The sequence below is a fragment of the Pseudomonas sp. P97.38 genome (genome assembly GCF_001269745.1).
In the GTDB taxonomy this organism is placed as follows: Bacteria; Pseudomonadota; Gammaproteobacteria; order Pseudomonadales; family Pseudomonadaceae; genus Aquipseudomonas; species Aquipseudomonas chlororaphis_E.
The window spans coordinates 74,183-95,695 of the sequence record NZ_LHVJ01000022.1 but is presented as its reverse complement, the minus strand read 5'-3'; the positions used below and the strand labels follow the sequence as shown (position 1 = coordinate 95,695).

Annotated in this window: 18 protein-coding genes; 2 read left to right on the top strand and 16 right to left on the bottom strand. The window is 59.1% G+C overall.

What is annotated here, in order from left to right; genetic code table 11:
* Positions 1 to 107: 107 nt before the first annotated feature.
* Both AD664_RS17805 and AD664_RS17800 read left to right on the top strand, forming a co-directional pair.
* Positions 108 to 512 (top strand): acyl-CoA thioesterase, encoded by a 405-nt coding sequence (locus AD664_RS17805; protein ID WP_003177184.1) that lies wholly within the window; start codon positions 108 to 110, stop codon positions 510 to 512.
* 56 nt (positions 513 to 568) lie between these two features.
* Positions 569 to 1,468, top strand: a complete 900-nt coding sequence (locus tag AD664_RS17800) for a D-hexose-6-phosphate mutarotase (protein ID WP_053148283.1) — start codon at positions 569 to 571, stop codon at positions 1,466 to 1,468.
* Between the two features lie 59 nt (positions 1,469 to 1,527).
* Here the strand turns inward: AD664_RS17800 and AD664_RS17795 are convergent, their stop codons facing one another.
* Genes AD664_RS17795 through tssA form a run of 16 tightly spaced genes read right to left on the bottom strand, consistent with a single transcriptional unit; the run spans position 1,528 to position 21,256 of the window.
* Complete coding sequence (locus AD664_RS17795; RefSeq protein ID WP_256207108.1) at positions 1,528 to 2,403, bottom strand: serine/threonine-protein kinase; 876 nt, start codon at positions 2,401 to 2,403, stop codon at positions 1,528 to 1,530.
* A gap of 53 nt (positions 2,404 to 2,456) precedes the next feature.
* Positions 2,457 to 3,182 carry a PP2C family serine/threonine-protein phosphatase gene (locus AD664_RS17790; RefSeq protein WP_053148279.1) on the bottom strand — a complete coding sequence of 242 codons (726 nt, stop codon included), beginning with the start codon at positions 3,180 to 3,182 and terminating at the stop codon, positions 2,457 to 2,459.
* Complete coding sequence (gene tssM / locus AD664_RS17785; RefSeq protein WP_053148277.1) at positions 3,182 to 6,664, bottom strand: type VI secretion system membrane subunit TssM; 3,483 nt, start codon at positions 6,662 to 6,664, stop codon at positions 3,182 to 3,184. Before tssM ends, AD664_RS17790 begins: the two co-directional genes overlap by 1 nt.
* A 13-nt stretch (positions 6,665 to 6,677) precedes the next feature.
* Positions 6,678 to 7,541, bottom strand: a complete 864-nt coding sequence (gene icmH / locus AD664_RS17780) for a type IVB secretion system protein IcmH/DotU (RefSeq protein WP_053148275.1) — start codon at positions 7,539 to 7,541, stop codon at positions 6,678 to 6,680.
* A gap of 5 nt (positions 7,542 to 7,546) precedes the next feature.
* Positions 7,547 to 8,878, bottom strand: coding sequence for a type VI secretion system baseplate subunit TssK (gene tssK / locus AD664_RS17775; RefSeq protein ID WP_053148273.1), 1,332 nt, complete (start codon positions 8,876 to 8,878; stop codon positions 7,547 to 7,549).
* Entirely contained in the window at positions 8,875 to 9,369 is a 495-nt protein-coding gene (gene tssJ, locus AD664_RS17770; protein ID WP_053148319.1) for a type VI secretion system lipoprotein TssJ, read from the bottom strand. Before tssJ ends, tssK begins: the two co-directional genes overlap by 4 nt.
* Positions 9,370 to 9,374: 5 nt before the next feature.
* The gene (gene tagH / locus AD664_RS17765) at positions 9,375 to 10,151 is read right to left on the bottom strand and encodes a type VI secretion system-associated FHA domain protein TagH (protein WP_053148271.1); all 777 of its coding nucleotides are present in this window, start codon (positions 10,149 to 10,151) and stop codon (positions 9,375 to 9,377) included.
* 18 nt (positions 10,152 to 10,169) lie between these two features.
* Complete coding sequence (locus tag AD664_RS27930) at positions 10,170 to 10,310, bottom strand: type VI secretion protein (RefSeq protein WP_083454220.1); 141 nt, start codon at positions 10,308 to 10,310, stop codon at positions 10,170 to 10,172.
* A gap of 60 nt (positions 10,311 to 10,370) precedes the next feature.
* Entirely contained in the window at positions 10,371 to 11,888 is a 1,518-nt protein-coding gene (locus AD664_RS17760) for a sigma-54-dependent Fis family transcriptional regulator (protein ID WP_053148270.1), read from the bottom strand.
* A 10-nt stretch (positions 11,889 to 11,898) separates the two neighbouring features.
* Complete coding sequence (gene tssH / locus AD664_RS17755; protein WP_053148317.1) at positions 11,899 to 14,484, bottom strand: type VI secretion system ATPase TssH; 2,586 nt, start codon at positions 14,482 to 14,484, stop codon at positions 11,899 to 11,901.
* 12 nt (positions 14,485 to 14,496) lie between these two features.
* Positions 14,497 to 15,501, bottom strand: coding sequence for a type VI secretion system baseplate subunit TssG (gene tssG, locus AD664_RS17750; protein ID WP_053148267.1), 1,005 nt, complete (start codon positions 15,499 to 15,501; stop codon positions 14,497 to 14,499).
* Complete coding sequence (gene tssF / locus AD664_RS17745) at positions 15,465 to 17,252, bottom strand: type VI secretion system baseplate subunit TssF (RefSeq protein ID WP_053148265.1); 1,788 nt, start codon at positions 17,250 to 17,252, stop codon at positions 15,465 to 15,467. Before tssF ends, tssG begins: the two co-directional genes overlap by 37 nt.
* A gap of 6 nt (positions 17,253 to 17,258) precedes the next feature.
* A complete protein-coding gene (tssE, locus tag AD664_RS17740) occupies positions 17,259 to 17,669 on the bottom strand; it encodes a type VI secretion system baseplate subunit TssE (protein ID WP_053148264.1) in 411 nt (136 codons plus the stop codon).
* A 9-nt stretch (positions 17,670 to 17,678) separates the two neighbouring features.
* The gene (tssC, locus tag AD664_RS17735) at positions 17,679 to 19,154 is read right to left on the bottom strand and encodes a type VI secretion system contractile sheath large subunit (RefSeq protein ID WP_053148262.1); all 1,476 of its coding nucleotides are present in this window, start codon (positions 19,152 to 19,154) and stop codon (positions 17,679 to 17,681) included.
* Between the two features lie 4 nt (positions 19,155 to 19,158).
* A complete protein-coding gene (gene tssB / locus AD664_RS17730; RefSeq protein WP_053148259.1) occupies positions 19,159 to 19,668 on the bottom strand; it encodes a type VI secretion system contractile sheath small subunit in 510 nt (169 codons plus the stop codon).
* A 31-nt stretch (positions 19,669 to 19,699) separates the two neighbouring features.
* Positions 19,700 to 21,256, bottom strand: a complete 1,557-nt coding sequence (tssA, locus tag AD664_RS17725) for a type VI secretion system protein TssA (RefSeq protein ID WP_053148257.1) — start codon at positions 21,254 to 21,256, stop codon at positions 19,700 to 19,702.
* Between the last annotated feature and the right edge of the window lie 257 nt (positions 21,257 to 21,513).

Here is a 21,513-nt window from a genome sequence, read left to right as displayed (position 1 = left end):
TTACGAAAAACGTGATGAACGTAGCCTCTTCGGGCTGAATCGTTTTTTACAAGGACGGCTATTCACCTGAAGCACCAGACAGCGTTACGGGTCAGAGGCCCCTCGGCATGATAGAGCTCGAACAAGAAGATCCAATCCCGCAAGGCGACCTGGCCCTGCAAATCACCGCGCTTCCGCGCGAGACCAACGGCTTTGGCGATATTTTCGGCGGCTGGCTGGTGTCCCAGATGGACCTGGCCGGCACCGCCATGGCCAGTAAGGTCGCCGGCGGCCGCGTGGCGACCGTGGCGATCGATCGCATGGCCTTCCTGGTGCCCGTGGCCGTGGGCGCACAGCTGTCGTTCTATACCCAGGCGCTGGAAATCGGCCGTAGCTCCATCCAGATGATGGTTGAGGTCTGGAGCGACGATCCGCTGTCCAGCGAGTGGCGTAAAGTGACCGAGGCGGTGTTCGTCTTCGTCGCCATCGACGGCAGTGGACGCACCCGCTCGGTACCGCCACGCGCGCGTTAAACGCGGCGGCCGTTTTGCGGTCCATCGTAGCCCCTGTTCCAGAGCGAGATTGCACCATGTCCACGCCCAACGTCGAAGCCGTCAAACTGGATGAACTGAACGCCTGGCGGATCCGCCACGGTCAGGCCGAGTTGCTGGTGGCCCAGCAAGGCGCGCATATCCTCAGCTATCAAGTGGACGGCCAGCCGCCGCTGATCTGGCTCAACGACCAGGCGACGTTCAAGGCCGGCAAGAGCATCCGCGCCGGCGTGCCGGTGTGCTGGCCATGGTTCGGCAACCTGACGCGCAACCCCGACAGCGTGCAAGCCATGCGCGTGAGCAACGACCCGGCCACGGCCCACGGCCTGGTGCGGACGATGGATTGGGAACTGCAAGGCATCGAGGCCGAGGGCGAGCGCCTCAAGGTGGAGTTCGTGCTGCCTTACCCCGAGAACGGCCTGCCGGGCTGGCCTCACCAGGTGGACCTGACGCTCACCATCGAAATGGACGAGCAGCTGCACATCAGCCTGACCAGCCACAACCGTGGCAGCGAAACCGTCAGCCTCAGCCAGGCGCTGCACAGCTATTTCGCCGTGAGCGACGTGCGCAACGTGCACGTCGAAGGCGTCGACGGCCTGAGCTATATCGAAACCCTGGACGACTGGAAAACCGTCACCCAGGCCGGCAACCTGCACTTTGCCGGCGAAACCGACCGCATCTACCTCGATACCCCGCCAACACTGAACATCGTCGATGCGCACTGGCAACGACGGATCGAACTGGCCAGCCGCGGCTCGCGCTCGGCGGTCATCTGGAACCCCTGGACCGAACGCGCCAAGGCCTTCAGCGACATGGCCGACGACGGCTGGCAGCGCATGCTGTGCATCGAAACGGCGAATGTCATGAATGACGTGGTGACGCTGCTGCCCGACGCCAGCCATACCCTGGGCGTGAGCATCGGCAGCAAGCCGCTCTAATCCTCACGCCTGCGCCTGTGGGGGCGAGCCTGCTCGCGAAAGCGATCAACGCCGCCCCCTCACCACCACAACCTCCCCTTGCTGAAAACATCGCTCAATTGAGCCGCACCGATAGCCCGTTGGCCCGGATCGAACGCCAAGGCCAAGCGCAGCGCCGGCCAGCAGCGCCCGGGAAGGTTGCGCGGTGCCTTGAGTTGGCGTTCCAGGCGAGCAGCGCGGGCCTGGGTGGACGGCAAGCGGCGAAACGGGTGGCTGCCGCTGGCCAACTCGTACAGCAAACAAGCCACGCCATAGAGGTCGGCCGCCGGCGACAGGACCGAACCCTCCAGCAGTTCCGGCGCGGCATAGGCGGGTGTCCAGGCGTTGAGGCGTTTGCGGTCAAGGTTGGCCAAGCGCGTCAACGGCCCCCTCTGCGCCTGGCCCAAACCGAAATCGAACAAACGCAGCTGTGCTTCACCCAACATGACATTGCTGGGCTTCACGTCGCCGTGCAGTACACCCCGCCCGTGGGCATACGCCAAGGCATCGAGCAGCGGCACGGCAATCGCTTGTAACTCGCGCCAAGGCACGCCCTGCGGACGCTCGCAAAGCAGCTGGTCGAGGGTCTGGCCGCGCATCAGCTCCATGGTGATGAACGCCTGCCGGTGGATCGCGTCCACTTCAAAACTGAACGGGCGCAGCACGTTCGGATGATGCAAATGCCGGGTCAGGGCAAACTCGCTGAACAGCAGCGCACTGGCGTCGGGGGATGCGTTGAAGGGCTCGCTGAGCATTTTCAGCGCGATGTAGGGCTCGGGGTCACCAAACTGTTCGTGCAGCAGATCCCGAGCGCGGTACACGAGCCCCATGCCGCCCGCCCCCAGTAAACGCTCCAGACGAAAACGCCCGGCCAGGACCCGCGGCGCTTGGCTGGCGTCGCGTTCGGTCGCGACCACCGCCGGCGGGGCATCGGCGAAGGCGAAATAGGTGTGCTGGCCGCCCTGTACACTCACCGCCGGATCACCACCGCCGTAAGGTTATCCCGCGCCGCGCCACCCAGAACCTCGTCGAACAAGCGCTCCACCGCCGAACACGGTGAAGCCAGCCCCAACGCGCCGCCCAAGGCCTCTGCGCCAAGGCCTTGATACAGGCCATCACTGCACAGCAAGAACGTATCACCGGGATACACCGCCAGTTCCAACGTCTCCAGCGTCAATTCTTGCTCGGCGCCCACCGCGCGGGTCAGTGCCTTGCCCGCGGGGTGCGCACAGGCCTCGGCGCGGCTGATGCGTTGGGTGTCGATGAGTTGCTGTTGCAGGGAGTGGTCCTTGGACAGCTGATACAACCGTCGGCCGCGCCAGAGGTAGCAGCGGCTGTCGCCGGCCCAGATGCAGATGCCATGGTTGCCTTCCAATAGCAGCACCACCACCGTGCTGCCCATCATACCTGGATGACGCTCGGTGACGGTCAGCTCCTGGCTAAGCCGCCGATTGCTCCAGCGCAAGCACCGACGCACTGCACTGGCGCGTTCATGGAGGTCTGGATGCATCGGTAACTCGGCCAGGTGGGCAACAATCAGCTGGCTGGCAATGTCACCGCCCCTGTATCCGCCCATTCCGTCGGCAACGGCCCATAACCCCTGTTGCGGACATTCTAGAAAGGCATCCTCATTACGCGTCCGGACCTTACCGGTATCCGTGCGCGCTGCACTGCGCCAGGGGCCATCGGTCTGCATCAGAGTTGCACCGGCATTCGAAATGTCCGCAATGCAGCCATGTCGAAGGGGTTCGGTGTGCGCTGGCTTGTCAGCAGGTAGTTGGCACGTAATCCGCCCAAATCGGCCTTGAGCACAGCCACATCGCGCCCGCTCAGGTATTCGGTTGGCATCAGGTCGAACATGCGAAACAGCGACCAGGGGCCGGTATTCTTTTCGATGCCCACGCCTCGCCCGGCCATTTTCTCCAACACCAAAGCCGTTCGCCCGTTCTGCTCGTCGCTGGGCCAGGTGAACGTCCGGGGCAGGATCGGACCATGGCGGTACTCGAGCGTCCTGCCGCCAAAGCTGAATTCAGAACGGCTCACCGTAGGATCGAGGGTGTAGGGCTCCAGTGTGAACTGCACCTGTGGTTCAGTCGGGTTATGCGCGAAGAAGCTGCGGCGAATAGTGTCCGTCGTCGTCATCTGGTCGAGAAAGACCCTGGACATCGGCAAACTTTGTCCATCGATGCTGCGCAGCCTGTAGTGCCCCTGAGTACCACTGACGAAAGGCCGCAGGTAGCGCTCGAAGAATTGATCGACAATGCCATCACTCCTGAAGAACTCCCGGAAATCATCGATTGCCACGTCACTGACGCTGTGGGCGTTGAAGGGGTACCGTTTGTCGATCGCCTTGCCGTAAAAGCTGTACAGCTCGCTCTGATAGCGCTGGTTCAGATAGCGGTACGAATCACTGAGTACCAAGCGCCAACTGTCCTCGGCCAGCCCGTTGAACCAGGCACTGACCGGACGCGGCAGCCGAACTGACGCACTGCGCAAGTGACTCAATGCATCACGGTCCCCTCCCATGCGGCCTCGGGCCAACTCGAACGCGGCGTGCTCCGGCGCACCGACTCGGGCCAGGCTCGCCAACTGCAACTGCAAGTCATCGAGAGCCCGCAAGGCCTGGTTCAGATCAGCAGTCGGGCCATTGTCCGCGTCCAGCAGCCGATGCAGTGGTTCGAAACGTCGTTGCAAGGATTTTCGTGCAGTGTCTGGTAGCTTTTCGGTCAGGGAATCAGCGGCGTTCCCCACTGCCACAGCGAGTTTTCCAACAGAGCCGCCTTCCCCCGCCGTTTGCGCCACAGCGACTACTCGTTCGGCTCCCATCTGGATTCGTGTGTTTTCACGCACCTGCACCAGCAACTGCAAAATGGGCGAATGCGCCGAAGCCAGCCCTGCGAGTTGCTCGGCTCCTGTCCCAGCGCCGGTCATCGGCTGCAAGGTCACTCGACCGATCGCGTCACTCCAGCGGTCGGCATAGTCGCGAAAATACAGTTGTTCCAGCTCGGCCATCAGGCGACGCATATCCATGTGGCTGAGACTTTCGCCATCACCCAGCACCCAGTTATCTCGCAAGAGTTCAGTGACCAGGACCGCCCCTTGAGTCGAAAAATACCGCTCAAAACCTTGTCGGGTGTAGAAGCCAGGGATCACATGATCGGTGCCGACCAACAACGCGCCCTGTGAACCCAGATGGTGGCTGAGGCGATAGTGCGGTAGATGGCTGGCCTGTTCATGCAACATCCTGTACACGACAACGGCCAGGGACTCACTGCGCAAGACCTCCCTTGCCTGTGCCACCAGCGACTCGTCCAGCGCAAGGGAGAAGGGCAACTCCAATAAACGCGCAAAATGGTTGTTCAAGCCCTCTTGAAGCGCAGTGTCGCCAGCGTAGCGAAGAGACCAATCCTTGCCCAACCGGTCCTTGAGCCACTCGGTGTCACGACGCTCGCGCAGATTCAGCATCAGGTACGCGCGCAAGCTGTTGAACAATTGCTCGCGATCATGGCGGTTGTCGCGGATATGCTCTTCCAATCGCAATGCGACCCTGGGCAGCAGTTGAGCCTGCAACTCCCGCACATACGCGTCGGTCACCGCTTGATTGCTGGCTTTACCCTGGTACAAACCAACGCGTTCATACAAAGGCACCGCTGCTAGGGGTGGAAAAACCTCGGTGGCTTCGAAACGGGTATCAAGTGATCGAAGCATCGCGACCCAGTCATCGTCTGTCACAGCGGTCGATTGCTGCTGATCCCAGCGCTGCGCCAGTGCGCGCAAGCTTTCCAGACGTTCGTGATTGGTCGAAAAACCGTTCGCCCACAACAACCCAAATACGCCAAGGACCATCAATCCGGCAAGGTACGAAGTCCGCTGCCCCCAATTGATAAGGCGGCGCTCACGCTGATCGAGGTCGACCAGATCGGCCTCTGGAAAGATCACCCGAGTGACCAGGTGACGGATGAATCGAGGCGAATCATCCGACGGGACATTGCTGGCCCGAGCGCCAGCATTTCCCTGCCCAACGGCCGGTTTCATGGTCAAGCTGGGGCGTGGCGCGCAGGTTAGATAGAAGCCACGCAGGCAACGATTACTTCCGATGAATGCCTGCTCGACCAGCAAGCAAAGATTGCCGCCGAGTTGCTCAAGTTGGTGCGGGAAATCAAGAATGCAGCTACGACGCCGGGTATCGCGCTCCTGATGCATGCGCAGGATGACCTGGCTGTTGAGCCGCTGCAGCAACGCTTCGAAGTTGTCGCGCAACTCGGTCACGTCGCTTGCATGGTGATCTCGACTGAAACTGGCGCCAAGCACCTGGTCACGTTCCTCGCGAGCCAGCGAATCGAAAAACTCATTGAAACCAGGCAAACAGTCCGCTTTGCTCAGGACCAGATACACCGGTACATCGACGTGCAGCCGTCGCCTGAGTTCCTGTAGCCGGCCCTGGATCTGTCGAGCCAGAGCGGTTACCTCCCCCTCGCCGCCCAGCAGCAAAAGTTCGGTCGGAACCATCAAGAGCACACCGCTCAATGGCCGATTCCGGCGACGTTTTCTCAGTAACTCAAGCAGTACGGTCCACGAGCTGCTGTCGACATCGCGGTTGCTTTGGGTGAGAAAGCGCCCGGCTGTGTCGACCAAGACCGCGTGTTCAGTGAAATACCACTCGCAATATCGAGTACCCGACGTTTCGCTGGGCGGAGCGCGCTCACCTCGGTCGAGAAACTCCAGGCCCGAGCCTTCCAGCAGGCTGGTCTTGCCGCTGGCGGGCGGACCTACCAGCAAGTACCACGGCAGATCGTTACGCCAGCGTTGACCCTGGCCAGGATAAAGACCTGCGGACTTTAGCGTTCTTAGCGCCTTACCGAAGCGCGAGCGCACTTCGCGCCGCTCGTTATCGAGCCTTGTGCGATGCGAGCCACTTGACTGATCAGTGTTGCTTTCCTGAACCGTCGCGGGCGCACCAACACGGCCCTTGGCGAAGACCATACCCAGGCCCCACCCCAGTGTCAGTACGCTGACACTCAACAGCCTGGCGACAGGGCTCGCCCAGAACTTGTAGTCATTGATTGCCAGCAGTGGGCCGACAAACCACACCAGCAGCGACGCACAAAGCACCAGCAGCAGCGACCAGACCCAGGTTTGACGAACCCAGGTATCGATTTTTCCGAAAAGCAATTTCATGACACATCCCTGTTCAAGGCAGCCGCTTGGCGGTGACCGGTTCCAGCAGTTGGTAAGGTTGCAGCACGCTTTGGCGTTGCTCGGCCAGCACCCAGGCGAAGCTCGAATACATCACGCCCAGGCACAACACCGTAAAGGCCGCCACCGCCCAGGCCGGGACGATCCGCATTGGACGGCGACGCATGCCACCTACGCCTTCCCAGTGAGGTGACAGTTCGCGGGGAGCGTCGCCACGTACCTGGCGAATCAGCCGGTACAAGGCGTCGCGCAGGCCTTCGAGCTCAAGCACCCCGCGAGCTTGAACCCGGTATTTGCCTTCAAAACCCAGGGACAGGCACAGATACATCAACTCCAGCATCGGCAGGTGCTTGACGGGGTTCTTCGACAATCGATCAATCAACTGGAAGACTTTTTCGCCACCGAAGGTTTCATTGTGGAACGTGCTGAGCAGACTCAGCTTCGACCAATCGCTTCCCTGACCCCAGGGCGTGGTGACGACCGCCTCGTCAATCACGGTGCAGAGTACATAGCGTGCAGCGATCAACTGTGTGCTCTCGACATCCGCCTGTAAGGCACGAGCCTCGAACCGCTCCAGCTCCAGGCACAACTCGCGCTTGAGTGCCAGCAGGTCCCCACGTTCCTGTCCGTACTTGAGCTGCACCACTTGCGATAACAATTCGGAGGCCGCTGCCACCAACGGGTTGAGACTGGCATTGAATACCTGGGACGGCGGCAATTGCGCCGCGTAGATCATTCGTTCCTGCAGGTGCTCCATGCGCGGCGACGCGACAGCATCGGTCAAGGGGCCCGAAGCAGGGCGCTGCCCATGATGGTCGAGCAAGACTGTCGCTTCGTCTTGAGGATTTTCCTTCTCCATGTCGTTCAATTCCTGATGGCCCAAAAATTCAGTTCAAGTTCGGAAAAATCACCAGAAACATGGAATGCAAAGCCTGCTGAGCGCCTCAACTGAGCCAGGTCTTCGGTGCCCGGTTCGAGAATGAAATAGGTTTTGTTGGCATGAAATGCGATCTGTCGCGGCGCTACCGGTAGGGGCCTGATCCTGATGCCTGGCAGATGCAGGTTGACCAACTGGCGGATGCGTTCCACCGAACCGATCTTGAGGTGCGACGGCAGTCGATGACGCAGCTCATCACTGTCACAGTTGGCACTTGCCGCCAGCACAAACGAGGCGGAGTCCAGCAGCGAAAGATCTTTCACCGGCGAAACGGTGATGCCGTATTGGCGCGCCTGCATTGGCAACTCGATTGCGTGCTGCTCGAGCACCATCGACAGCGCCTGACGAATCGCCTGCATCAAGTGGCGAAAACACACGCCTTGGTTACTGTGCTGATAACGGTTGTTGAGCGAGGGGCGCTTGCTGTCGCCCGAGAATGTCGCCAGTTCGCCCAACAGCGCCAGTAACGTTCGATACAGCGTTTCCGGATGCACGTGCTCCAGGTCCAGATAGTGACGTAGCAACAGCTCGCTGCGGTTGATCAGTTGCAACATCATGAAATCACCCACCTGGGCGCCACCCGCCTTGCCATGAGCGCCGATCCGCTCGGCTAGGCTATCGCCTCGATGGGCAAGCATGCCGAGGACCTCCTTGAGGCAAGACAGCAGATAGGGCGATGAAGCAGCCTGGATGAAGGTCGGCACAAAGTCCGGATCGAGCCTGATAACGCCATCGGCCGTGGTGTCGAGTACCTCACACAGCTTGAGCTTCACGAACGCGTCATCGCTCTGTTGCTCCCCCAACAGCAGACGCAGGTCCGGACGACCACAGCTGATCTGGCTTGCGCCGGTTTCTCCGGCATTGGAGTCAGCCACCTGTGCATCGTAGACGGTGTAGCGCGCCAGTACGTCGGACTGTTCCGGACGGCGGGACTCGATGTGATTACCGGTCACCAGGGGCAAAGCGAGGTAGATGGGTGTATTGCGGGTATTGGAAGGGACTTCCAGGGCCAGCGGTTCGGCGTGACCACCCAGCTCGAACAGACTGCCATCGGGCAGGATCCCGCTGGCCTGGCTGACCACCAGTTGACCCATGTTAAGAAACTGCAGATCGATCTCCAGGCCCAGGAATCCCCACGCATAACGGCTCAACAACCGGGTGCGGACCTTCAACTGGTGATCGAAGTAACGATCGTTATGTTGCAGGTGTTGCGGGCGCAGGAGCATGCCTTCCTGCCAGACGACCTTATCGTGATTCATTGGTCATCCCCCTTGGCCAGAGGGTTGGTAATTCCGTCGTGAGCGAGGATCAGGCTCGCCTCGGTCAACTGCGCCGGCGCAACCGGTAATGTGTAGCGCCATCGCGTATGGGGCAGGTCTCGGTACGCCGCGAGCAGGCCAACGTAACGACCATCGCCGGTAAGACCCAACCTGAGCTCGACGCTGTCGCCCGGGCGCATCTCCAATTCTTCACTGGCCACCAGATCGGGCGACAGTGTTTCCCTCGCGCGCTCATAGAGGCTGAAGAAGTCTGCGTTCTCAAACGCAACTGGCTGCCTGAGTTCAAACAACCGCACCACCACTGGCGACGGCCGCCCATTGAGGTCGGGATTGAGCTGATCGCTGGCGGCCAGCGTGAGATTGAGTTTGGTCATCGTCGAGAACGGCGACCAGACGGCGCAACCGCTCGACAAAAGCATTACGACAAAAGCTGTAAGCGTCCTGCAGAAAAACATCGTGAGACGGGGCATGGTCGTCATCCGTGGCGATCGATAGTCGGGGAGGAAATCCGGCGAGCTTGCTCTTCATAGGCCTGGGCAGTTCGCTGGAACCATTGCGCAGCTGTGATCGCCAGGGATTCACGGGCTGCCTTATCCAAGTCATTGAGATTCATGCCCAACGCGTGGCCGAAGCGCCCCCAGAAGCTTTCATCCGGATAGTCGGTAGGCGGATGGCGCTTGAACTCAATATCAGCCGGAGCCTCGACCAGCTCGGGCAACAACAGGTTTTCCACATCGAGACGAGCAGGGTTCAAGCTCCCGAACCTGTTGCGCGTTCGAGCAACAGGGTTTATCAGCTCATCGATGTCCAGGGAGGTGCGCTCCTGTTGATCCAGAGCTTTGAGTGGGTCCAGATCCAGAAACGCGTCATCCGGGATCAACTGATCACCCGACGCCAGGTGGCCTGGTTCGGCAACGCTACGAGTAAGTCCGCAGACACGTCGCACCCGAATCTGGAAATCCCCCATGATGTAGGTGTTAGCGTCCTTTATCCGCACCGGCTCGCCTTTGGGCAGGGGCAGGCCACTCTCGCGGTCGATCGTACCGTTGGCGCTGAGATCGGTCAGGCAAAACACCCCCTCACGAAAGCTCACCAATGCGTGCTGCTTGGACACCAGGCGCCGGCGGTCAGGGATGATCCAGTCGCAGTCCTCACCTCGGCCTATGACACCTCCGGCCGGCCCGAAAGCTTTCCGGCAATGCAGTGCGGCGCCAGGTCGGCCGGGGTTCAACATCTCGAGAACAAGTTCCATCTGTAGAAGCTCCTGGGTTCATTTCCCGCGGTTGAGCGCCTGTGGATCACCCAAAGGGCGATAAACGCTATCGTTGAATATGTAATTGCTGTTGCACCCGACAAGGCTGCAGGACATGACGCAGGACAAAGCAAATGCGGACCAGGAAAAAACACGCATGGAAAGGGCTCCAGGGCTAATGGGTGACGCGGCAATGGATACGTCGAGGCAAGGAAAGGATCAGTCATCGAAATCACTGCGCCGAATGTTCAGGCGCTCGAGACGATAAAGCAGCGTGCGCAGTGGAAGGCCCAGTTCACGGGCGGTACGAGCCTTGTTGCCGCCAAATTCGCGCAAGCCATCGATCAAAAGATTTCGCTCGATCTGCATCATCCGCTCTCGCAGACTTACACGACCGCGCTCCACCGGGCTCTCGATGCGCAACCCGAAATGCTCGACAAGCAGCTCGTCGCCCTCGCACAGCAGCACAGCCCTTTCCACGATACTTTTGAGTTCGCGTACGTTTCCCGGGAAGCCGTAGGCGCTCAGATGGTCAAGCGCCGCATCCGACCAGCTCACCGGATCGCGCTGCAAAAGTGCACAAGCCTTGTCGGCAAAGTGTCGCGCCAGCTCGATAATGTCTCCATCACGCTGGCGCAATGAGGGTAACTGGATCGGAAACTGGGCCAGGCGGTAGTACAGGTCCTCGCGAAACTTGCCCTCCTTCATCAACTGCTTCAGGTCGCGATGGGTAGCAGCAATGATCCGCACGTCGACGCTGTGAGTTTCATTGGACCCCAACGGACGGATCTCACCTTCCTGCAGCACTCGCAGCAGTTTCGCCTGGAGGGACAATGGCATGTCGCCGATCTCATCGAGTAACAACGTGCCTCCGTTGGCTGCATCGAACAGCCCGACACGGTCCCGATCAGCTCCGGTAAAAGCCCCCTTGCGATAGCCGAAAAGCTCACTTTCCAGCAGGTTTTCGGGCACCGCTGCGCAGTTCTGCACAACGAGTGCCTTGGCCCGGCGCTGACTGGCGTCGTGAATGGCGCGAGCCACTACCTCCTTGCCAGTACCGGTCTCGCCCCGCAGCAGGATGGTAAAAGGACTGTGCACGACCTTACTGATCATCGAACAGGTCTTGCGCATCGCGGCACTCTTGCCGATCAGGCCGTAGTCATTGGCGCTCGGCAGGCTTCGATTGATGGATTGGAGTTCGCCGACGGAACGACGCAGGCGCCGCAACAGGTGGAGTTGGCCCAGCGCAAACGTTCCAAGATGCCCCAGGGACTCGGCAAACCCCTGGAGGTCGAGGTGCTGTTCGCTGGCACACAGCAATAAACCATCAGCGCTCCCTCGGGAGTTGACGAGAGGGATGCAGAGCATCGATTGCCACGGTGTGGCCCGGCTTGGCAGAAATCCGGTGTCATGGAGGCTGTCGCTTAACGCATCGAGGCATACGACACGGTTCTGGCGCAGCACAAATTGCAAAAGTGGCTCGTGGTTGTAGTCGCTGGGAAGATGTGTCTGATCACGTCTCTGCAAATGCCCTTCCAGGCATTCGGCGTTCAATCCCAAATGATCACGGGGTGCATCGAGCAAGTACAACTGGGCCAGTTCACACCCGCTGAGTCGAGCTGCACCCTGGATGAAATGCCCCACCAGCACAGCCTCGTCCTCCAGGCGCGAAAGATTGGAAAACTGCAGTAGAAGCGCCTGGGCATAGGCAAGCGGTTGCGGAACACTCTCGAACATGACACTTACCTCAAGTGAACTCACACGCTACGTTGGCTTCGCTGTTGAGCATCGCGTGGACGTGCCGCAGCGGTTCGTCGGTCGCCATGGAAACAAGCAGTCGGTCGGCCACCAGCGGCATCAAGTGCAGATCGAGCAAACGGTCAATCAACCGCGCGCCACTGTCGCTGCGAGTGCAGTGCCCTACCAGGTGATCCACGAGACGCGTGCAATAGCTGAAGCCCAACTGACGACGACGCAGCCGCTCGCCCAAGCGATCGAGTTTGAGCGCCACCAATTCACGCAGGACTGATCCGCCAATCGGGTAGTAAGGAACGACACACATGCGTGCCAACAGTGCTGGTTTGAAATGTTTGCCGAGGATTGGGCGAATGCACGCCTCGAGGCGTTCTGTGCTCGGCGGCGCGCCGCTCTCGCACAGTTCAGTTATCCGCTCACTGCCCAGGTTCGATGTCATCAGGATCAACGTGTTGCGAAAATCAATCTCTCGACCCTCGCCGTCGTTGGCCAGGCCTTTGTCGAAGATCTGGTAAAACAGGTTCATCACATCCGGGTCGGCCTTCTCGACTTCATCCAGCAACACCACCGAATAGGGTTTTTGCCGCACCGCTTCCGTCAGCATTCCACCCTCGCCAAAACCGACATAGCCGGGTGGCGCGCCGATCAGTCGGGAAACCGTGTGCTTTTCCTGGAACTCGGTCATGTTGAAAGTGGTTAGAAAACGATCACCGCCGTACAACAGGTCGGCCAGCGCATGGGCCGTCTCTGTCTTGCCGACACCGCTCGGCCCCACCAGCAGGAACACGCCCACCGGAGCGTCGGGTTTGTTCAGGCCGGCAGCGGCGGCGCGGACTACACGGTCAAGGGCTTGAACGGCCTGCTCCTGACCCCGTATGCGGGCCCGCAGATCAGTCGCAAAACTGGCGATGTTTACATCATGCTCTTGCGCCAATTGCGCCAGGGGAATGCCGGTCCACGCACTGATGACTTCCGCCACCAGACGCGGGCAAACCTCGTAGCTGACCAGACGCTCCCGGGCTTGTGCAGCCACCAGGGTGTCGCGGGTTTCGCGCAATGCCGACTCCAGAGCCTCGATGCTCAGGGCTTGATCAGCCACGGTTTCCCGAGCCCCGAACAGTTGGCGGCGCAGCGACAGCAGACGCTCCGCAAGGATGCGTTGCTCGGTCCACTGGGTTTCCAACGCCTGGCACTCGGCTTCGACGGTATCCAGGCGCGCCTCCAGTGCCTCCAAGACCTGAGCATCGATCGAGAGGCCGGCCTCGGCGTCGCGACGCAGCGCCTGGCGCTGACGCTCACCTTCGGCCAGTTCGCTGCGCAACCGCTCAAGGTTCTGCGGTGCGGTGGCCAAGCTGATACGCACACGAGCGCAAGCGGTATCGAGCACATCGACGGCTTTATCGGGTAGTTGGCGTCCGGTCAGGTAACGGGCCGACCATTGAGCCGCCGCGACCACCGCATCATCGCGCAGGTAGATACCGTGGCTGCTCTCATAGACCCGGGCGAGACCGCGCAGAATGGTCACCGCTTGGCTGACTGTCGGCTCATGCAATTGCACCGGTTGAAAGCGACGGGTCAGTGCCGGGTCTTTTTCAAAGTATTTTTTGTACTCGGCCCACGTGGTGGCCGCGATAGTACGCAGCTCCCCCCTGGCCAAGGCGGGCTTGAGCAAATTGGCTGCATCCGAGCCACCAGCGTTGCTACCGGCACCGATCAAGGTGTGGGCCTCGTCGATGAACAGGATGGTGGAGCCGGATGATGCCCTGATCTCGTCAATCACGCCCCTGAGGCGTCGTTCGAACTCGCCTTTTATACTGGCGCCGGCCTGTAGCAACCCCATATCCAGCGAAAGCACCTCAACATCTTCCAGGACGGATGGCACTTCTCCGGCTGCAATACGCAGCGCCAGACCTTCGACAATGGCTGTCTTGCCGACGCCCGCATCTCCCACCACGATGGGATTGTTTTTGCGCCGTCGCACGAGAATGTCGATCATCTGCCTGATCTCGCCGTCCCGACACAGCACCGGATCAAGGCCACCCTCACGGGCCTGCCGGGTCAGGTTATGGGTAAAGCGCTCCAGCGAGGAGCCTGCCGCGTGAATGGACGGACAGTCGCGCGAGCGGATTTGCAGTGAAAGGGCGAAATCCTTCAGCCGATCAGTGTTCAACCGGGCCAACAAAATGCTGCAGGAGCGGCCTGTATAGCGAGCGGGGTTACGGAGCAATGCCAGGATCAAGGCCGCCTGGTCGATCAGTTCTTGCTCAAGTTCAAGCGTCGCCACCGGCAGCGCATCCTGCAACCATTGCACCAGCTCTGGCGCGAACACCGGATTACAGGACGCGCTATGTTCCATCCGCGGTTGCAAGGTGGCAGACAGCTCCTGGGCGTTTACCTGAGCATCTTGTAATGCGCGTTCGAGCAAGCCTCGGGGCCGCTCCAACAACCTCAGCAGCAGATCTTCCGCCAGGACTTTATCGGCACCACGCGCCACACACTGCTCGGCAGAACGCTCCAGATCATCCCGGGTTTCGGCATCCAATGCCTGTATGAGTCGCTGAAGATCTACGTTGATCATGTCATCCATTTCCTAATGAGTTTTACTGCCGAGGATCACCACGCCGTCCGCGCGCTCATGCCCCAGCCAACTGGTCCATCCCAGGCGACAACTGTTCAGTTCTCCAATGCACAGGGCTCGTATTTCCTGCTGACGCAGGACCAGGCGGATGTCGTACTCGAGGGGGTCGCGCAGCGTGAATCGCACCAACGAGCACAGCGGTCGATAACCGAGGCCAACGGGCAGGAATTCGTGGAAGCGTTGCCAATCCAGCTCACAGATATGGATACGAAATTTGCCGCCACGGTCGCGCACCCGCTGACCGAGCACCAGGTCGTTGCTCAACAGGCTATTGGCACTCCCCAGCCGATTGCGCTGCTCGTCGAGAATCTCCACCCGACGCTCGATGCACTGCTCCAGAACCAGCTCGGCGTGTTTGAAGTAGTAACGCAGCACCGCCTCGATCAGCGCCGCCGAGTGAGCACGCAGGCTCAACAAGCCCAAGTACGGCAGCAGGCGCTTCCAGTTCAGTTGGCTGGCCTTGCGGATTTCTTCGCCACCCAGTCCGATCAAGGCAAACAACTGCTCGGAGAACGGGTCTCGAGCTCCGCTCTGGAAGCTTGCGCAATACCGGTACTTGCGCCAGATCGGCAGCATCAGTCGTTGAAGACGATGGTGGAATATGTCGAGGAACTGGCGAGTCGAATTTCCGCCTTCCTCACGCAAAGCTTGCTCGCCGTAGAACGCCGGTAGAGGCGAACCTGCACCCACCAGGCAGAGCAGGTTCAAGCGCATACGTGCGCGCACCTTCCCCTGCTCCTCGAAAAACTCCACGCGGTCGATATCGCTGGCCGGGAAACCCAGGCTTGGATTGGCTTGGAATTCCAACTGATCGTAAAGCGCTTCATCATCCAGGCCCGGATGGGCCTCACGCAGCCGATCCAGGACCAGCAACACGGCTTGGAACAGCGAGTACTCGCGTATTCTTCGTGCCAGCACGTTCATAGAAGCGGCTGTTGGCCCATGCGGGGTGACCATTGATACACCTCTCCCTGTGTGCTGTTCACCCGCAGTTCGTGATACGAATTGAGGCTGGCATAAAGCGCAAAAAACTCGTTGAGGACCGAAGTGAAGACAAATAGGTCGCCTTCGCCGATGTAACCTTGTGGGTCGACGATCAGTTCGGTACGTACACCCCGAACCGGCAGCCCCCGATGCAGCCGATCGACATGCAGGTGCCTGATCGATTTGAGGCTGCCCAGCAAACGCTTGCTGACCTTCTCGGTTTGCTCGTCGTAGTAACGTGGGAAGTCGTAGCTTTCGAGGATCACCTTGAGCGCATTGACGTCCGCCAGCGACAGGTAGTTGAGAGACATGTTGCTGATCAGCTTCCACAGGTAATCGCGGTTCAATGGCGGCGCGAAGCTGGGTGTAACCGGGCCGATATTGCGGAAACTGAGGGACTCAGGCGTTCTCTCACCGGGTTGATCGATATCGCCGGGCTTGAGCTGGCGTGGCAGGTCCTGGTTGGTGCACGTCAGTTCGATCGACAGCGTTTCATAGGCCTGGGCTGGTTGAATACCAAAGGCCAGGCAGGTATCGAGGCCGCTGTTCAATAACGAGGGACGCTGGCGAACGCTGTAATACGGACGGCCGGTGGGGACGTCGAAACTTGAATCATGCTCAAACGACTCGAACGGCACATAGGACTGATACCCCAGGCCACCAGGGCGCCAGCCAATGACGCTGTCGACTGAATAGACCGAGCAGTGCTCCAGGTCATAACCGGCCGGCAGCAACGGATACTCGTCTTGTTTGCCATCCAGGCGGATCGGCTGAGCGTCATGCTTGAACAGATTGACGATTGGCGTGCAGTAAAGCTTCACGTTGTCCAGTGTCGGGCGCATGCGCTCGATGCCACTCTTGCGTATATCAAAACGCAGGTCCAAACCGCGCACCTGTTTCAGGCAGTCCAATGGCAACGTGCTGGTCACGTCCAGGCCAATGACGTCGACGAACAAAAACTTGTCCTGGAACGCGAAATACTCCTGCAGGTAGCGATAGCCGCGGAAGGTATTCAGCGGATACGGGATCAACGCTTCCTCCTCCGCAAATCCTACCGGCTGAACACGCTCAGCCGGAATCCTGAACGTCATCGGATTGCCATCTACGGCGCTGAATGGCTCGCCGGCACCGTTCAATGGGACCAGCTCGATGCCTTCAAGATTACGTACGAGGCTGAGATAGAGCATCTGGCTGATATACCGCTCGCCCGTGAAGTGCAGGCGCAAACGGCTCAACTGCACTTCACCCAAGTGGCCGTCGCAAGGCATCTCCAAGCGCAGGCTCAGCAGCGAGCCGGTACCCTTCACCGAGTAACTCAAACGGGTCAGGTCCAGGGCCAGGACATCGGTTGGATAGCACGTCCGGAAATGGCATCGCACACCTTGGATCGGCTTGCTTTCAACCGGTGTATCGCGCTCTACTCGCAGTGCGGGTCCGGAACGCGACAATGAATCAAACTGCAGAATACTGAAGGCCGGCAATGGCCTCATATAGTTAGGCCACAGCAGCTGCATCAACGAATGGCTCAGCTCCGGCAACTGGTCATCGAGCTTCTCGCGCAGTCGTCCGGTCAAAAAAGCAAATCCCTCCAGCAGGCGCTCAACATCCGGATCCCGGCCAGCCTGCCCCAGAAAAGGAGCCAGCGCCGGATTTCGATCGGCAAAACGTCGACCCAGCTGACGAAGCGCCGTCAACTCGCTCTGGTAGTAATGGTTAAACGCCATGCATCGCTATCCTTGTCTGACCTTGACCTGAGCGTCGCCATCCAGGCACGCGAGAAAACTGACCTGCCGCTTGAAACCCTTAACATCCAGCAAGCCTTCAATGCTGAAGGACAACCTCAGTTGGCCCTGATGACCCGGCGTCGGAGTGACACAAACATTGCTGAGACGAGGCTCGTAGGCCTCAACGAAGGCTTCGATCGCGCGGCGGGCCTGGCTTTTTGCGTCATGCAGGCTCAAACGCATGTCATTGAAGTCCGGCAGCCCGTAATCGGATAGCGTCCGCACACTGCCTGCGCGGACGCTGAGCATCCTGGCCAGATGAGCGGCCACGGATGCCATGATGCAAGCCTCGACATTCAAACCGTGACGCATCTGGGCTTCGCCGGCCAGGCGCTCGAAAAGGCTGCCATAGGCCATGACCCGTGCTTACGCCTTGTCCAGCTTGCCAACCAGCGACAGGGTGAAATCGGCCCCCATGTATTTGAAATGCGGGCGCACATTCAAACCAACGCGATACCAGCCTGGTTCGCCTTCCACATCGCTTACAACAATCTTTGCCGCACGCAATGGACGACGACCACGGACCTCGGCGCTCGGATTTTCCTGGTCAGCCACGTACTGGCGAATCCAATTGTTGAGCTCACGCTCCAGATCCATGCGTTCTTTCCACGATCCCAACTGCTCCCGCTGCAAAACCTTCAGGTAATGAGCAAGGCGATTGACGATCATCATGTAAGGCAGTTGGGTACCCAGTTTGTAGTTCAGTTCAGCCTGCTTGTCCTCGACACCGTTGCCGAAGAGCTTAGGTTTCTGAACGGAATTGGCTGAGAAGAACGCGGCGTTATCGCTGCCCTTGCGCATGGTGAGGGAAATGAAACCCTCCTCAGCCAGCTCGTATTCGCGGCGGTCGGACACCAGGACTTCGGTCGGGATCTTGGTTTCGATCTCACCCATGCTTGCGAAATGATGCAAAGGCAGGTCCTCAACCACGCCGCCGCTTTGTGGGCCAACGATGTTGGGACACCAGCGAAACTTGGCGAAGCTGTCGGTCAGACGCGAGCCGAATGCATACGCGGTATTGCCCCACAAGTAGTGCTCGTGGCTATTGGCAACGGTCTCCTTGTACACAAACGACTTGACCGGGTTCTCCTCTGGATCATAAGGGGTCCGCAACAAGAAGCGCGGCACCGTCAATCCAACGTAGCGCGCATCTTCCGACTGACGAAAACTTTGCCATTTGGCAAATTGCGGGCCCTCGAAGTGATCTTTCAGGTCCTTGAGGTCCGGTAGGCCGGCGAAGCTTTCCAGGCCAAAGAATTTAGGACCGGCAGCGGCGATGAATGGCGCGTGGGCCATGCACGCAACGCTGGATACATATTGCATGAGCTTCACATCCGGCGAACTTGGCGACATGAAGTAGTTGGCAATGATCGCCCCAACTGGTTGCCCGCCGAACTGACCGTACTCTGCGGTGTAGATATGTTTGTACAAGCCCGATTGCATGACCTCCGGCGAGTCTTCAAAGTCGTCCAACAGATCACTCTTGGAGACATTGAGCATTTCAACCTTGATGTTTTCGCGGAAGTTGGTCCGATCCACCAGCAACTGCAAACCGCGCCAAGAGGACTCCAAGGCCTGGAACTCCGGGTCGTGCAGAATCTCATCCATCTGACGACTGAGCTTGGTATCGATCTCGGCGATCATGCGGTCAACCATGGCTTTCTTGACCGGTTCACCGCTGTTCTGCGGTTTGAGCAACTCCTCGATGAATGCAGAGACGCCACGCTTGGCGATGTCGTAGGCCTCGTCGTCTGGAGAAAGACTGGTTTCAGCGATGATCCTGTCGAGAAGGCTGTACTCGACTGCTTCATTGTTTTTCTGCTGCGCTACGCTGCTGCTCATGGGGTTAGCCTCCTTGGCTAATGGGGTCAGCTTCAAGGCCCAGCTCGTTCAGCACACGAGCCCGGGACTCATCGACGGCGAGCACGCCCTCAATCGCTTTTCGAAATGCAGGTACGTTACCCAGGGGCCCCTTGAGGGCTACCAGCGCGTCGCGCAGCTCCATCAGTTTTTTGAGCTCAGGTACTTGCTCGACCAGGCTGGCCGGATTGAAATCCCTCATCGAGTTAACGCTCAATTGCACAACTAGCGTTTCTGTTTCACTTTCTTCCAGCAGACGGTTCGGCACGCTCAGCGTCAGCTTCAACGCTTGCTTGGCCAAGACCTCATCGAACGTCATCTTGTCGATGCTGATCGGCTTGCGATCCTCAACCTTGCGCTCGTCCGCACGGTGGGTGTAATCACCCATTGCGACCAATTTCAGCGGTAGTTCAATCTGTTCCTGAGCCCCGCCAGTCGTGGGCTTGAACGTAATGTTGATACGTTCCTTGGGCGCTACAGAGCCATCTTTGGCCATGGTTTTTTCCTTAAGATTTTGACCCGCAGGCCTATTCAATGACCCGTTCCAGGTCGAGGTAACACAATCTGCGATAGGTCTCGTTCCTGCACTCACGTACGGCGTGGCTCTGTGGCAGAAGCTCACAGCAGTGATGCAACTGGTGCAGTACCTGAAGCCCAAGATCGGGCTCCCACCCATTCAAGTTGGCGTGCTGAAGGTTCTGATCCAGTGCTTCGAGCTGGATCTTGGCGAGTTCGTATTTCTTGGCCGATATGCACAAGCGAGCCATTGCGAACCGCCAGAGAAATCGCTCACGAGCGCCAAGAGCGCTTCGCATGCCGTCCCTGAGTGACTGGACAGCAGGCTTGAGGCCATCCTCATGCAGAATCGACCGAGCCTCTTCGAGGGCCAGGTCCCACGGCGCATCGCTGTTGACGACATCGATGCCAAGCGGGGCATTGGAGCTTTGCAGATGAGGCATCACATGAGCGGCAATCCAGGCGCGAGTCGCCGGATCGGCAAACGGCAAGCCGTCATGCCAGCGCAGTTCCAATACGCCCGGCAGTCGCTGGATGAACTGCGCAAAATGGACTTCCACTTCTCGCATGGCCTGCTCGGCATTCAAGCCTTGTAGGCATTCCCAGGCGAGCCTTTGGCCATCGAACCAGAATGGAGCCTTGGCCAAACTGGCTTCGACTTGAACAAGCAGGTCCGCATAGCGGCCCTGCAAGAAGGTTTCCTGGTAGCTCTTGAGCCTGTCCATCGGTACGCCACGCAATTGAGTAACCTGTTCTGCGTTGCGCTCGGGCATTACATCGATCGAGAGCCATAGCAAGGCCCTATTCAGTCGCAGGGCCCGAGCGTCGGTTGCTTTTTGCTTGAGCCACCAGGCACACAGTGAACGGGCACCTTCCTGCTGGACGCGCAGGGTTCTACAGGCCTCTTTTTCGCTTTCAATCGGAGTCTCGCAGGCGAGCAATTGAGCGGCCGTCTGTTTCACCTGGGCAACTGCCGCATGGATGACACCGGGTTGCGGCTGGTGCTGGGCGACTCGTTGGATCATGTGTTTGATTCGCCGGCAAAGCGGTAACAGCAAGGGCGCCTCATCGCCCAGATAAGCGCTGAAAATCGCGTCGAGTCCTTCAAGCTGAGCCGCCAGATGATGGAACAACGGCATCTGCTCTTTGAATGCCACGTCATCCCCCAGCACCTGATCCAGGCGCGTCACCAGCCAGTTGATGCTGGCGGCACGGGTTCGAAGCTTGGCGGGATGGATCTCGGCCCAATGGCTTTTACAAAGGTGATGCAAGAGACAAAGGCCGGCCAGCAGCCCCTGGAAGGATTCACGCTGATACAGCGCCCATGTCAGCCAGACAGCGACCCGTACATCCTTCGACTGCCGGCGCAGTAGCGATTCGCTCTGCTCAAGAACCTTCAGCCAATCGACCTGATCGTGCTCATACATCGATCGAGATTTGATCAACTCGCTTTCCAACGCTTCGTACTCATTTGAAAAACGCACGTCCGCACCCGCAAAACTGTCCTTGGACACGGGCGACTTGGCGAGAGCCAGGTAATGGGCGGAAAGTTTTCCTGAGTACGACATTCACGACTCTGTTTAGATGAATTCGGTTTATGGTCCGACATTCAGGTCAGGACGCAGGCTATCCATAAGCAAACAATGGATATTTCAGATAACGTGGGTGACAACTGCCACTACACCCAGCAACTACCCTCCACTCGAACGCAGCAGAGCATGCCAAGGTTCAACAAATAAAAAAGTAGGAAATTTCGTTTTTTACTTGGAACAAAATGAAAAAGACAAACAGACAGTAAAAACCCGACCCGGATCACACCACTGAT

Excerpts from the sequence above, each read along its gene's own strand:
- AD664_RS17790 (WP_053148279.1), bottom strand. The coding sequence starts at position 3,182 with ATGCAGACCGATGGCCCCTGGCGCAGTGCAGCGCGCACGGATACCGGT.
- tssE (WP_053148264.1), bottom strand. The coding sequence starts at position 17,669 with ATGGCCTATGGCAGCCTTTTCGAGCGCCTGGCCGGCGAAGCCCAGATG.
- tssA (WP_053148257.1), bottom strand. The coding sequence starts at position 21,256 with ATGTCGTACTCAGGAAAACTTTCCGCCCATTACCTGGCTCTCGCCAAG.
- tssG (WP_053148267.1), bottom strand. The coding sequence starts at position 15,501 with ATGGTCACCCCGCATGGGCCAACAGCCGCTTCTATGAACGTGCTGGCA.
- tssK (WP_053148273.1), bottom strand. The coding sequence starts at position 8,878 with ATGAATCACGATAAGGTCGTCTGGCAGGAAGGCATGCTCCTGCGCCCG.
- tssJ (WP_053148319.1), bottom strand. The coding sequence starts at position 9,369 with ATGCCCCGTCTCACGATGTTTTTCTGCAGGACGCTTACAGCTTTTGTC.
- tagH (WP_053148271.1), bottom strand. The coding sequence starts at position 10,151 with ATGGAACTTGTTCTCGAGATGTTGAACCCCGGCCGACCTGGCGCCGCA.
- AD664_RS27930 (WP_083454220.1), bottom strand. The coding sequence starts at position 10,310 with ATGCGTGTTTTTTCCTGGTCCGCATTTGCTTTGTCCTGCGTCATGTCC.
- tssM (WP_053148277.1), bottom strand. The coding sequence starts at position 6,664 with ATGAAATTGCTTTTCGGAAAAATCGATACCTGGGTTCGTCAAACCTGG.
- AD664_RS17805 (WP_003177184.1), top strand. The coding sequence starts at position 108 with ATGATAGAGCTCGAACAAGAAGATCCAATCCCGCAAGGCGACCTGGCC.
- icmH (WP_053148275.1), bottom strand. The coding sequence starts at position 7,541 with ATGGAGAAGGAAAATCCTCAAGACGAAGCGACAGTCTTGCTCGACCAT.
- tssC (WP_053148262.1), bottom strand. The coding sequence starts at position 19,154 with ATGAGCAGCAGCGTAGCGCAGCAGAAAAACAATGAAGCAGTCGAGTAC.
- tssF (WP_053148265.1), bottom strand. The coding sequence starts at position 17,252 with ATGGCGTTTAACCATTACTACCAGAGCGAGTTGACGGCGCTTCGTCAG.
- AD664_RS17760 (WP_053148270.1), bottom strand. The coding sequence starts at position 11,888 with ATGTTCGAGAGTGTTCCGCAACCGCTTGCCTATGCCCAGGCGCTTCTA.
- AD664_RS17800 (WP_053148283.1), top strand. The coding sequence starts at position 569 with ATGTCCACGCCCAACGTCGAAGCCGTCAAACTGGATGAACTGAACGCC.
- tssB (WP_053148259.1), bottom strand. The coding sequence starts at position 19,668 with ATGGCCAAAGATGGCTCTGTAGCGCCCAAGGAACGTATCAACATTACG.
- tssH (WP_053148317.1), bottom strand. The coding sequence starts at position 14,484 with ATGATCAACGTAGATCTTCAGCGACTCATACAGGCATTGGATGCCGAA.